Consider the following 14,666-nt stretch of genomic DNA (forward strand, 5'->3'; position numbering starts at 1 on the left):
TATGAAAGCGATTTTTAAATTAATTAATGCTTATTACTGAAAAGGATTTTTTGGTCCATTTTTTACTGTTTTTTGACCATTTTTAGTTTTCTTACTTTTAGGAAATGTAACTTATTCAACCACACTATCTAGTTTAGAAAAAACAGGTTTACCTCAAGAAACCATTGAAACTCAAATATATTCACTAGCTAAATCAATAATTGTTGGAGTTTTAATCTCAACAATTATTTCTAATGGATTAATAGGTTTTTCAACAATAATAGTTGATTTCAAAAAATCAACACTTATAAAAAGAATTGGTTCTGCCAATATAAGTAAAACACATTTTATGATAGCTAGTTTGTTTTACCAATTTGTATGAACTTTATTTGTAATCATCTGAGTTCCTTTATTAGGATCCTTATTACTTGGTTTTAATAAATATTTAGATTTTGGAATTGGTTTTAACATAGGATTATTGAGCATTTTGCCTTTAATTGCCCTTGTTTTCTTAATTTCAATTTCTATGGGATTTTTAATAATTTCTACTATAAATAGCACAATTGGAGCATCATCAGTAGCTAATTTAATTTTCTTCCCTATTTCCTTTTTATCTGGTGGTTTTGGTAATGGACAACCTAATTTAGAATATGCGCCAGCTATTAAATATTTTTCATATTTAGTTCCTACAAAATATTCCACAGATCCTTTATTTGAGGTTTTCAAAAATGGTGGATATAGTAATTTATATGAAAACATGGGATGACAAAGTTTTGGATTTCCAATAATTGGAATAACAATTGCAGCTATTTTCATTTTAATTTCTGTTAAAAAATTTAAATGAGGTGAATAATGAAAGTAAAAACATTCGCTTCAGTAGAATCTTTTACAGGTGGGGCATTTGCAAGTAGATTGGTTTTAGAACCAGGTGCTTCTAAATATTTCAAAGGTTCATTGGTGACCTACCAAAATGAAATAAAGGAAAAATTAGGTGTTAACACATCAAAAGGTGTGGTTAATTCAGAAACTGCACTTAATATGTCTTTAAAAGGCAAAGAATTTTTTAATGTAGATTTTTGTATTTCATTTACAGGAAATGCAGGACCAACAGTTATGGAAAATAAAGCGGTAGGCGAAGTTTATATAGCTATAAATGATGAAGTTTTTCCTTTATTATTAAGCGGAAATAGAGAACAAATAATTAATCAAGCAGTAGATTTTGCTTATGAAAAATTTCTAAAATTAAAATCTTAAAATAGGAAAATTCAACGTTTTTTCCTATTTTTGTTTTTTTATCAATAGAAAAGTAAATTTTAAGAAATTTTAATAGAGGTGAAAAATATGGAAAATAATAAAATTTTAAAAGAAGCATTAAATGAAATAGAAAAAAAATTCGGTAAAGAATCAATTATGTTATTAGGGGAAAAACCTCCAGTAGATATAGAAACTTTTTCTTCAGGTTCTATAGCTATTGATCACGCTTTAGGTATTAAAGGTTTTCCTAAAGGCAGAATTATCGAAATTTTCGGTCCTGAATCTTCAGGAAAAACAACAATTAGTTTACATGCAATAGCAGAAATACAAAAAAATGGTGGAATAGCAGCATTTATAGATGCTGAACATTCTATCGATCCAACATATGCAAAAAATCTTGGAATAAATATAAATAATTTGATTTTATCACAACCTGATTCTGGAGAGCAAGCTCTCGAAATTGTTGATACCTTAGTGAGAACAGGTGCAATTGATTTAATAGTTGTTGACTCTGTTGCTGCTTTAGTTCCTGAAGCAGAATTAAATGGGGAAATGAGAGATCAAACAATAGGTGCTCAAGCACGTTTAATGTCAAAAGCTTTAAGAAAAATAACAGGTTCTTTAAATAAAAATAAAACAACTGTAATTTTTATTAATCAAATTAGAGAAAAAGTTGGTGTAATTTTTGGTAATCCTGAAACAACCCCTGGTGGAAGAGCACTTAAATTTTATTCTTCTATTAGAATGGAAGTTAGAAAATCTACACAATTAACAACAGGAAGTGATATAACAGGAAACCTTGTAAAAATTAAAGTAGTAAAAAACAAATTATCTATACCTTTTAAAACAGCAAATGTGGAAATTATTTTTTCTCAAGGAATTTCAAAATATGCTGAAATTGCACAATTAGCTGAAGATTTTGGAATTTTAATAAAAAAAGGTGCTTGATACTCATATAATGGAGAAAACATAGCACAAGGAAAAGTAAATTTAAGATTATATTTAGAAAATTCCCAATCATTTTTTGAAGAAATTAAACAAAAAGTATTAGATAAATTAGAAGAAAATTAAAAATGCTATAAAATATATTTATTATGAAAAAAGAAATAGGTATATTGTTTATTGGAGATGTTTTTGGAACTCCTGGAATAAAATGTATTGAAAAATTTTTACCAGTAGTTAAAGAAAAATATGAAATAGATTTAATTATCGCTCAATCTGAAAATGTTTCAGGAAGAAAAGGACTAAATTCTGAAGACTATGAAAAGATGATGGAAATCGGAGTAAATGTTTTTACACTTGGAAATCATGTTTGAGCAAATGAAGATATATATAAAATTATTGATAATAAAAATGTTTTAAGACCTTACAATGTAATAACAAGCGATTATCCAGGTTCTGGTTCTAGTGTTTTTTCCATAAATGGTTTTAATATTAGAGTCACTTCTATGCTTGGAAAAACATTTAATAAACTAAACTCTCCTTGAAAACAAGATGAAGCTAATTCTTTTTTTGATGCAATAGATGAAATAATAAGTAAACAAGAAGAATCCGAAGATTTTCATATTATAGATTTTCATGCTGAAACAACTTCTGAAAAAAATGTTTTTGGTTTATATTTAGATGGAAAAGTTGATGCATTATTAGGAACTCATACACATGTTCAAACTAATGATGATAAAAAACTACCCAATGGAACTTTATATATTAGTGATGTCGGTATGACGGGACCCAAAAATAGTGCAATTGGTGCTAATTTTGAAGAAGTTTATGAAAAAATGAGATTTAACAAAAAAGTAAGATTCAAAGTTTCTGATAACGATGTACAATTTAATGCAGTATTTTTAAAATTAAACAAAGAAAATAAAAAATTAAACCAAATAGAAAAAATTTTTTTAAACAAGTAAAACAAAACACAAATCCTTTTTGATTTGTGTTTTTAAATAACTTTATTTTAATTTTTTCTTTTTTCAAAATCAGTAATATATAAGAAATCCACCTAATGTAAAAATGGATAATAAAGCAAAAGTTGTACCTAAAGCTATAGATGTAATATTATTTGTTTTACTAATTTTATCAGTTTGTTTATTTTCAGATGTTTTATTGTAATTGATGATTTCTTCTTTTAGGTTGTCTAAAGAATTTTTATTATAAGATTTATTTATATTAGAAAATAACGAGTTATATAATGATTTGTCTTTTATTGATTCTATTGATTTTCTTAATAAATCTTTATATTCGTTTATGCTTTTTAAGAAATCTGGATTTTGGTAATTATATAGATCATCTAAAAATTTAAGAGATTGCTGATGAGTATTAACGTTTTTATAAACTTGATTCAACCAATCTTGAACTTCTTTTTCTTTAACTAAATTTATCTGTTGTTTTAGATAGTTTTCATCAATTTTTAATTGACTAATAGAACTTTTAATTTCTGTTAAATTGTTAGATATATTAGTTTCTGAAATTTCTAAATTATTTATTTTATTATTTATATTTTTTAATGTTTGTTTATAATTTGCAAAAGTTTCTTTAATAAAATAATCTTTTAAATATAAATAATTATTATCAATATGAGTTTTTAAAGAATCAATTTTCTTTTGTTTTTCTTTTTCATATTCTTTAATAGTTTTATGTAGAATATTTATTTGCTCTTCTATTGAAGAAAAAGTTTTATTTTTATTTTGAATTAAATCATTTGTTTTTTGAATTTCATTTTGAAGATGAGTAAGTAAAGTTGTTCAGTTTTTAAAATCTTCTTTTTTTATGGCTTCAGCTTCAAATAAAATATTTTTTAATTCTTTTAGTTTTTCACCACTTTCATTTAATTTTAATAAATTAATTTTTTCTTTAAAAGAATTGTTAGCAACTAAAAAAGTTGATGGATGAGTTTCGACTGTATCTAGTAATTTTTTCAAATCAGTTGCTACAATATCTAAATTTTTTATTGAATCAGTAGTGTATAAAACTCTCTCCAAGTTAGTATATATGAAATAATTTTCATAAGCTATTGATTTTTGCTTTATAGAGAAAATTAATTGAGATTTTGCTGAATTAATTTCATTTTTAATTTTCTCTAATTTAGAATTATTTATATTAGTACTTTTTGTTAATAATTTTTCAGCATCTGTTATGCTATTTTTATATTTTATAAAGGAATTTTCTGTATAAAATTCATTTATATTAGTTATTTTGTTATCAATTAATTCTTTTATTGGACTATAATCAGCTACTAATTCAGCCTTATTTTTAATAAAGTTTAAATGGTTTTGTAAATCTATAAAAGTAGCATCTAAAAGATATTTGGAATTTAAAGCAATACTTGAGTTTTCCTTTATTTCGTTATATTTATCTTTGTATTCATCTGTTCAATTATCAAAGTTTTCAGGTTGGTTGTTAATAAATTCTCTTAAAGAATTTTTAGCATTGCTGCTATCATTGTTAGAATTGTTCATAAAGGAAATTTCGTTTATATTTGGTTTAAAATCATTCCATTCAATTATTAATTCGATAATTTTTTCATTAATATTAGAAGGTAAGTTAAAAAACATTAAATTATTAACTAATGAACCAATTAAAATTTCTTTTTCAGAGTTACTTTCTAGATTAAACATCCTTGCTTTAAATTGAACATTTTTAGATGTATTTTCACTTAAAATTCTAACCATTTTATTTTTAATATCATCAGAATTTAAAGCAATTTTGATAATTCCGTTGGAATTTGTAGGAATAAAACTTGTTGTCAAATCTTTATCAAACATAAGATTAGGATTACTATCTAGGTTAGTTCCGGATAAGTTAAAATCGTACTCATCTTTTGGCGAACTTTGATCATTGATGATAATTTCATTTATTTCTAATTTTTTATTTTCTGGATAATTATGAGTTATTTTTAGTCTTAAATATCTTACATTTAATAAGTTTAAATCAGAAGATTCTCAATATTTAAAATCAGGATATTTAGGATCGTTTAAACCAAAAGTGGTTTCAGATAGTTTTGCATTATTATTTATTGAATCATCGCTAATATCAAAAGCTTTTGTTCAAGTGATTTTATCACTAGAAACTTCAACACTTATAAATCTTGGAAAATCATAACTTTCTTTAGAATTGAAAATTTTTATTGAATCAATATCGATATTTTTAGATAAATCATATGTTACAAATTTTCCATCACTTGGATTTTCAAAAACTCTACTTGTATTGATATTGTTGTCAAATTCAACCTTTTTATCGATATTTTTAGAATTTAGATTAGTGTCTATGATTTTTCCAAATTCAATCTTATTTTCTGTATAAACGACTAATTTTTGAAAAGAAATTTCTTGACTAACCTCTGAAATATTTCTAATAATTAAGTATCTAGCTTTTGTATTTGTGTCTATATTGTTAGCATCTGTAATTTCTGTTCATATTACACCATTTATGGAATAGAACAATTTTAAGTTTGGATCATTTAACTGATTTTCTATTTGTTTGAGTTTATATATTTTTTTAAAATCAATCCCTATATACTCATTTGATTCTAATGTATAAGTTTGGTTTTGACTTAAATCAGCATTTAATAAAGTAAATTTATTATTTTCTACAAGAACATTGAAATTATTTCTTTTATTTTTGTTGGACACAAAAACATTTTCATTTGTAGGAACTTCTTTATTAATGATATCAACTGATTTTAATGCTCATCAAGTTAAAGAATTTCTAGTAGAAATAATTCTAATTCCATTCATTTTTCCTGAATTTTCAGGAATAGCAATTGAAATTTCATCATTGTTATTGGAATTAATTTCTTGCGTTAAATCTGTATAAGTGTTATTAATAATTTTTTGAATTTTAAAATGATTTAAAGTATTACCTTCTTTTTGTAATAATCTTACTGCTTTAATTTCTCTGTAATCATTAAATAAAATATCTAAATAGTCATTTTCTTTAATGGTTCCATTATCGTTTATACGGGAAATTAAGGCATATGTGGAATCATCTTTATCAGTTATATAATCAAAAAGATTGTTTTTAGATTCATTATTAACGGTTTCGCTATTGGCAATTTGTAAATTTGGACTTTTGATAGTAAATTCGGGTTTTAATGATTTTTGTTCTCCGCCTGCTACAAAAGTTCCAAGACGTCACCAAATAGGTCTGGAAACATCATTAACTATTCTTAGTTTATCTGTGAAACCAATTCCAGAAATTATTTGTCTTTTTTTATTATTTAAATGATATGAACCAAATTGTTTTCAAGAATTTGAATCATAATCAAAATATTCAATATGAAAATCAGTTAGAGTATCTGATTCTTTTGAAGCACCTTGCTCAACTAAAACTTTTGTAATATACCTTCTAGAAGGGTATGAAATAGAAACAGCAGCATTTTGTGCAAAATTACCTGAACCATTAGATGTAATTCATCATTCTGTATTTTCGTTGTTATCTAAAATATTGTTTGAATTACCGCCGTGAGTTTGTAAATTTGGAGAATCCGTTTGATTAAAGACTCCGTCCTTGAATCATTCATAAATAGAGTCTTTTTCGTCATAATCATTTATTACAAAATTAAATAATCTTATCCATCCATTGTCGCTGTTATCTTGTAAATTTCTAACTCTTACTGATTTTACATTTGGAATATTTAAATTTTCAATAGTTATAGGATTAAAATTTCCTCTATTAGAAACGTAAGCATCTCCAATGCTTTTTCATTCTTGTTCACCATCTTGGAGATATTCAAAAACAAAATTATAAAAATGATCTGCTCCACCACCCATTTTTAGATAAATTTTGTTTAAAGTTATAGGACTGGAAAATTCTGAACCTATATATTCATTAGCATTAATTCTATTGTTGTTACCATCAAATACTGCGACTGATTCATTTGATTTTTTGAATATATTCTCTATAGACACACCTAAAGAAAGATTGGAATTATTACCTCTATTACTAATAAATTTTTGAGTTACACTATGAATATCTTTATTTATTAAAATTTCTGAAGAATTTTTTAAATATATTATTATCTTTTCAAGATAAGGAATAAATTTATCAAATTCTCCATTTATTTTTATATTTGAATCACTAAAAACCATTGTTTTAGCTTGCTTCAACATTTTTTCAGTTATTACAAGATTTTTACTAGATTCTGAAATTATATTATGACTTTTATATACAATTGAGTTAGCTAAATTTAAAAAACTATTTGATAATAATGATAATTTTGTTAATCAAGGTTTTAAAGATGTTATAAAATCATTATTTAAATTTAACAATAATTTTACATTACTATCAAAATTTTGAAACATAGTTTTCAATTCATTTAAATCTGATTCAGTAATGTTTTTATTTTTGATTTTTTGAATCAAAACATCAAATAAAGCACTAAAATTATCATTTTGATTTTGGTTAATAATATATTTGTAAGTTTCTAAAAATGCCTGAATTGAATTATCATTTATTGAATTTACTTTTAAAATATTTTTAATTATATTTTTTTGTAAGAGTTCTTTATTTTGAATATTATATAAAAATTTAAGATTAAATTGTTTAAGATAAAAATCATTAACTTGTGTATTATTTGAAACAGTTACAATATAAGAATTTAATTTTTCTAAAAAATTATTTTCAATATTATTATCAATAATATTTCATTTAATAGTTCCTTTATTATAGGAACTTATGGTATTAAACATAATATTAGCTTTTTTACTAGTTACACGATTAAAACTATCAATAAATTCATTATTAAAATTGTAGTGATTTTCTTTTCCTGTCATTACAATTTTTATTTTTTCATTAAAATTAGAAACATAATTAGGAATAGATTCATCACTAGAATTGTTTAAAAAGTAGTAAATGTTGTCGTTTAAATCATAATTTTCTTTTATTTCTGTAAGTCAATTTGTTAAATCATTTAAAGATTTTACTTGAAGATCGGTAGTTAAATTATTTTCAGAAGAAGCAACAAATCCAAAAGATTTAATACCTATATTAATTAATTGTTTAAGTTTTCCTTTTAAAATTTCTAAATCAGAACTATAATTATCTCCACCATTTATAGTTTCATATTGAAAAAAATCAATATTGTAAATAAAATCAATATTATGTTTTTGTGCAAAATTAGAAAGTTCTTTTATATTCTGAACTTCCTTTTCAGAATATAATTCTCTTCATTTTTCGCTATTTTTAGGATTGTTTTTATCAAAGAAAGAATAAATATTAAAACCATTTTTGCTAGAAATTTGAATATTTTCTTTAATTGTTTCCATACTTAAATTTAAATCATCATAAATGGCCCTGTTAGGAATGTCAAAAAAATCATTTAATTTAAAATTTTGAATAGCTAAATTATCACTATTTTCAATAATATCTTGAATTTTTTGAATACCATAGTATATTCCTCTATCGTTTTGTGCTGTTAAAAAGAAAATATTTGCATCATTACTTTCAATAAAGTATTCATCATTATGATTAGTTTGAAATTCAAAAGAAACAGAATAATTTTTAAATAAAGAATCTATATAATCATTTTTTGTACTTGAGTTTGAAATAACAATATTGGTCTTATTCTCTTCTATTTTAGAAGAAATGGAAATATTAAATTCTTTTGCTTTTAAAAAATCTATTAAAGAATTTAATTCATCATTAATTTTGCTTTCACTAGTTACAAAATTGATATCCTTTTTTATTACTGTGTAACTATCTTTATATTGAATATTTTTAGCTAAAATATTTAGGTTAAAATTGTAAATATCACTCTTTTGATTATCTGTATTTTGCTCTGCAGAAAGGAAAAATGAAAGAGGAATTATTGGTGATAAAACAAAAGAAGATTTGATTATATTTTTAATTTTTATTTTCATAAAAACTCCTATAATTAAAAATTATTTTTGATAAACTTAAAAAATATAAAATTTATATTTTTATTGCAAGATTGGTGATTTTAATATAATTACTTATATTTTAATTATAATGAATATATTTAAAATTAACCAAAAAAATGATTTTTATATAAAAAAAATGTAATTTTTTGATAATTTTTAATCGAATAGATAAAAAGTGTTAAAATTTTTAATATGAAAAAGAGTGCTAAAAAAACAATATTAATTCTTGCTCTTTTAGGAACTACATTAACATCTGCTTCGCTCTCTACATATTTTTTTGTAACTTCTAAACAAAGTAAGAATGATAATAAAGATCATAAAAATGACTTATCTAATTTAAATAATTTTCATTTTAATACTAATGAAAATTCTAAAAAAGATGTTGTAGATAAAAAAGATAATTCTACACAAAATGAAAATAAAGAAAATGTTAAATTTTTTAATTTTTCCATTTTAAAAAAAGATGAAAATCTTTTAATGTTATCTATGAATTTTTCAGGATTTAAAACAATATCCACAAAAAAATTTAAATTAAAATTATTGGATAACAATAAAATAGAACAAACTGTAGATAGCTTTACAATTAATGAGCAAACTAAAACACTTAGTTTTTATATGAAAAACCTAACTAAAAATAGAAATTTTGATGTGCAGTCAGTTGTTATTGAAGAAAACGAAAATAAAGAAATTATCAATATAAAAGGAATTTCCATCACATCTCAACCTTCATTAACACAAATAAATTTTAAAAATAGTAAAATATCAAATTTAAGTGAAAATTCAGCAATTTTAAATTTTGAATTAGATTCAAAAGATGGAATAATGATAGATGATAATAAGCAATTAGAACTTAAATTTAGTTATAAGCAAAATAATTTAAGAAATTATATTATTTATAAAGGAACTTTAAACAAAATACAAGGAAAAACCTTTATAAAAGTAAATTTAAATAATTTATCATCTGGACAAACTTATTATCTTGAAGATATAAAATTTGTTAAAAAACCAGAAGAGTTATTTAAAAATATCAATAATAATTTTGACAATAATATTTATAATTTGCACTCTAATAATCCTTCAAACATCCTTTTTAAATTCAAGACTTATTCTGATACTCATTTTAAATCCAATGCTAAATTTGATTTAAAAATTTCTAGTAAACTAAATGCAAATCCTTTTGAAAATGAAAATAGTGAACTTACATATGTTTTAAATGGAGTAGTTTTAGATACAAGAAAAATTGAATTAAGTAAAATTAACGATAGTATAAAATTAAAATTTACTAAAAATAATAATGGACAAAACGAAGAAATATATGCTTCTGATTTAGAATACGATGAAGATAATAATTCTTTATCTTTTAAAATACAAAATTCCCAAAAAGGGGAAGATTATGTTTTAGAAGATGTTTCCATCAAAAATAAGGGAGAATCTTCTTTTCAAACTTTAAATATTGATAGCGTTAATAGGGAATATAATGTGGAATTTCCTTTATCTAAAACTTTAGAACCCGATTTAGTAAATTCTAGTGCTTGAGAAAAATCACAATATAAAGACTATGTTTTTGTGGACTTAAAATTAAAAAATAACTGAAATAATCAAAAAATTACTAATCTTCTTAATGATTTGTTTTCAAACAATTTTGACCAACAAAAAAGTAAATCTATAAAAAATGCTTTAGTAAATTTGATAGAAAACAATTATGAAAAACTTATTGATAATTACGGAATAAAAATTGATAATAAAGCAGTAATTTTAAGATTATCAATAAGTGATAAATCAAATTTTTATACAGAAGATAATGGAATATTTTATTTTGTACTAAATAATACGGCTTTAGTACTAAAAAATACAAGTGACATTGATGAAAAATTTGAAATAGCCAATAAAAATAATTCAAAAAACATAATAGTGCTAAAAAACCCGTATATTAGTCACAATATTAAGGGAAAAGTAATTGAAAATGAACACTTTAAATTAAAAAGACTTTCTAGTGAAACATTATTTAAACACAATGAAGATCACTCACACTCGTATCGTATTCCAAGTGTTATAAAATTAGCAAATGGTGATTTAGTAAGTTCTGCTGATAAAAGAATTGAAAGTGAAAGGGACTATAATAACTCTATTTCTCAAGTAGTTAAAATTTCAAAAGACAATGGTAAAACTTGAAGTCAAAATTATGATGTAGTCAAAATTGTAGTTCCAAAAAGAAACAATGGTGGAATTGCAATAGATGGAATAATTAGCGAAATAAAATATTTAGATACCACTAGCAATAGTTATAAACATAAATTACAGTTAATTTTCGATGTTTTCCCTGGAAAAGATACATCTGTTGTCAACTTAAAAAGGGGAAATCCTTGATTTTACGTTGGAAATAATGCTTATTTAAAACTATGAACTAAACTCAACGATCCTAACTCATTTGATTCTAGAGTTTCAGTCTTGAAAGAAGTAGATGGAAGAAAAAATTGATTCAGAAGATACATTTTACCAGCAGGAGTTGGATTTAATAGTAGCTTTACAGAAAGAACTGTTTTAGAAGAAACTAACACATATGTGGATTTAAGTTATCACAGTGACACAAGAACCATCACTGGTTCGGTTTATGAAAATGTTCAAGAAACTGATTTTGATAATCCAGAAATTTTAAATTCTAAAAAAACAATCCACAGTGTTCTTGATGAACCATACAAAAGCGGAGCGGTTAGACCAGAATATGCAATTTACGCTCTTGCTCTTAATAGCCACGTTGCATCTTTAGAAAGTTTTGATGGCGGTCAAACATGAACTAACTTGACTTGAATGGATGAAAAATTTAGTAGTTCGAGAAACGAACATCCTTTTGTTGGAACTGGAGTAGGAAATGGAATTCAATTACACCATCAACAAAATTCTAATTTAAATGGAAGAGTGATTATACCTATGTATTCACTTTCAGACATGTTTTTATTATATAGTGATGACAATGGTCAAACTTGAAATGAAATTAGTAAACCTACCGGTTTTAAAGCAAATTTATCAGAATCATCCCTAATAGAAGCTAATGATGGAGCAATTTATTGATTTTTAAGAAACGCAGGTGGATGAAGCACAGACAGAAACAAATTTTATGTTTCTAAAAGTATAGATGGTGGTTTAACTTGAAGTTCTCCAGATGGAAATTCTTTGGCAAAAGGTAAGGATATAGTTATTGATCAAAACTATGATGGAAATGTTTTTTCAGGTATTAGTTATTTTAATTGAAAAAATAAAGATTACTTTTTATTTGCTTTACCAAAAACAGTTGCTAGAAGAAATGGAGCACTTTTCATAGCTAATAGTAATTTTGATCAAATAACCGAATTATTTAAATATGATGATGAACAAAAAGAACATTTTGCATACAATTATCCTTTAGTGGTTAACCAAACAAATGATTATATAGATTTTATTTCTTTATATGAATCTTCTCAAATTTTTAAAATTTTTAATGGAGGATTTGATGGTGCAAGAGAGCAAGGTGAAGAAATACAAATCGATAGATTTAGATTATGAATAAAATAGTAATTTCAATTTACTATATATATAATATAAAAGACATAAAAAAGAAAAAAATTTCACAAAAATATTTTGATTTTTTCAAAAATATTGTAGAATAATAAAGCAATTTAATTTTGCGACACTTTATAAAAAATAAAAAAACATAAAATATTTGGTTTTTTTGAAAAAAGTGTTATAATTAAACTTGTATGATTTTCACGCAAAATCATTATGAAAATTAGATCTTTCAAAACTAGATGCAATAACCATAATAAACACACAAATCAATTTCAAGAGTTTGATCCTGGCTCAGGATGAACGCTGGCTGTGTGCCTAATACATGCATGTTGAACGAAGCAGTGCTTGCACTGACTTAGTAGCGAATGGGTGAGTAACACGTACCTAACCTACCTTTAAGATTGGGATAACTACTGGAAACAGTAGCTAATACCGAATATGGGTTTTCTTCGCATGAAGAAAATTTAAAAGAAGCTTCAAAGCTTCACTTAGAAATGGGGGTGCGGAACATTAGCTAGTTGGTAGGGTAAAGGCCTACCAAGGCGATGATGTTTAGCCGGGCCGAGAGGCTGTACGGCCACACTGGGACTGAGATACGGCCCAGACTCCTACGGGAGGCAGCAGTAGGGAATTTTCCACAATGAGCGAAAGCTTGATGGAGCGACACAGCGTGCAGGATGAAGGCCTTCGGGTTGTAAACTGCTGTTGCAAGGGAAGAAAAAATAGAGTAGGAAATGACTTTATATTGACGGTACCTTGTTAGAAAGCGATGGCAAACTATGTGCCAGCAGCCGCGGTAATACATAGGTCGCGAGCGTTATCCGGAATTATTGGGCGTAAAGAGTTCGTAGGTTGTTTGTTAAGTCTGAAGTTAAATACTGGAGCTCAACTCCAGCCCGCTTTGGATACTGGCAAACTGGAATTACAAAGAGGTTAGCGGAATTCCTAGTGAAGCGGTGGAATGCGTAGATATTAGGAAGAACACCAATAGGCGAAGGCAGCTAACTGGTTGTACATTGACACTGAGGAACGAAAGCGTGGGGAGCAAACAGGATTAGATACCCTGGTAGTCCACGCCGTAAACGTTGATCATTAGTTGGTAGAGAATTTACCGATGCAGCTAACGCATTAAATGATCCGCCTGAGTAGTATGCTCGCAAGAGTGAAACTTAAAGGAATTGACGGGGACCCGCACAAGCGGAGGAGCATGTGGTTTAATTTGAAGATACGCGTAGAACCTTACCCACTCTTGACATCCCTTGCAATGCTATAGAGATATAGCGGAGGTTAACAAGGTGACAGATGGTGCATGGTTGTCGTCAGCTCGTGTCGTGAGATGTTAGGTTAAGTCCTGCAACGAGCGCAACCCTTGTCTTTAGTTACTAGATTATGTTGAGGACTCTAGAGAGACTGCCTGGGTAACCAGGAGGAAGGTGGGGACGACGTCAAATCATCATGCCTCTTACGAGTGGGGCAACACACGTGCTACAATGGTTGGTACAAAGAGAAGCAATATGGTGACATGGAGCAAACCTCAAAAAACCAATCTCAGTTCGGATTGAAGTCTGCAACTCGACTTCATGAAGTCGGATTCGCTAGTAATCGCAGATCAGCTACGCTGCGGTGAATACGTTCTCGGGTCTTGTACACACCGCCCGTCACACCATGGGAGTTGGTAATGCCCGAAGCCGGTTAGTTAACTTCGGAGACGACTGTCTAAGGCAGGACCGATGACTGGGGTGAAGTCGTAACAAGGTATCCCTACGAGAACGTGGGGATGGATCACCTCCTTTCTACGGAGTACATATAGACATCTTTATTTAGCAATTTAAAAATCCTAAAATAAGCGTAAATTAATATCATTTTAGGTAATTATGGGCTTAGCTAAAGAGCATTGCATCTAGTTTTGAAAGGTTTAACTTTCATTAAATAGTTCTTTGAAAACTGAATAGCAAATATTTGAAAAATTTCAAAATATTTCAACAACAACATTACAAAAAATAACCAAGTCTA

6 protein-coding genes and 1 rRNA gene are annotated in these 14,666 nt (G+C 26.0%); 6 read left to right on the forward strand and 1 reads right to left on the reverse strand.

All coding sequences use genetic code 4. The annotated features are described in order from the left end of the window. The first annotated feature begins 1 nt into the window (after position 1). The 4 genes from ACR34G_RS00345 (at position 2) to ACR34G_RS00360 (ending at position 3,140) form a co-directional block, all read left to right on the forward strand. The gene (locus tag ACR34G_RS00345) at positions 2 to 832 is read left to right on the forward strand and encodes an ABC transporter permease (protein WP_436358803.1); all 831 of its coding nucleotides are present in this window, start codon (positions 2 to 4) and stop codon (positions 830 to 832) included. Continuing rightward, the gene (locus tag ACR34G_RS00350) at positions 832 to 1,233 is read left to right on the forward strand and encodes a CinA family protein (RefSeq protein WP_436358804.1); all 402 of its coding nucleotides are present in this window, start codon (positions 832 to 834) and stop codon (positions 1,231 to 1,233) included. The genes ACR34G_RS00345 and ACR34G_RS00350 overlap by 1 nt, the downstream gene beginning before the upstream one ends. Before the next feature lie 87 nt (positions 1,234 to 1,320). After that, positions 1,321 to 2,304, forward strand: coding sequence for a recombinase RecA (recA, locus tag ACR34G_RS00355; protein ID WP_436358805.1), 984 nt, complete (start codon positions 1,321 to 1,323; stop codon positions 2,302 to 2,304). 23 nt (positions 2,305 to 2,327) lie between these two features. Then, on the forward strand, positions 2,328 to 3,140 hold the full coding sequence (locus ACR34G_RS00360; RefSeq protein WP_436358806.1) for a TIGR00282 family metallophosphoesterase: 813 nt from the start codon (positions 2,328 to 2,330) through the stop codon (positions 3,138 to 3,140). A 42-nt stretch (positions 3,141 to 3,182) separates the two neighbouring features. Here ACR34G_RS00360 and ACR34G_RS00365 read toward each other — a convergent pair whose 3' ends face one another. Next, complete coding sequence (locus ACR34G_RS00365; protein WP_436358807.1) at positions 3,183 to 9,089, reverse strand: beta-N-acetylglucosaminidase domain-containing protein; 5,907 nt, start codon at positions 9,087 to 9,089, stop codon at positions 3,183 to 3,185. Positions 9,090 to 9,302: 213 nt separating this feature from the next. On the opposite strand from ACR34G_RS00365, the gene ACR34G_RS00370 reads away from it, so the two are divergent. Together ACR34G_RS00370 and ACR34G_RS00375 are read left to right on the forward strand one after the other, a co-directional pair. Further along, on the forward strand, positions 9,303 to 12,659 hold the full coding sequence (locus ACR34G_RS00370) for an exo-alpha-sialidase (RefSeq protein ID WP_436358808.1): 3,357 nt from the start codon (positions 9,303 to 9,305) through the stop codon (positions 12,657 to 12,659). Between the two features lie 262 nt (positions 12,660 to 12,921). Next, positions 12,922 to 14,446 (forward strand): 16S ribosomal RNA (locus ACR34G_RS00375). Positions 14,447 to 14,666 lie beyond the last annotated feature (220 nt).

This window comes from Mycoplasma sp. 480 (assembly GCF_051353065.1).
Classification (GTDB): domain Bacteria; phylum Bacillota_I; class Bacilli_A; order Mycoplasmatales; family Metamycoplasmataceae; genus Mesomycoplasma_A.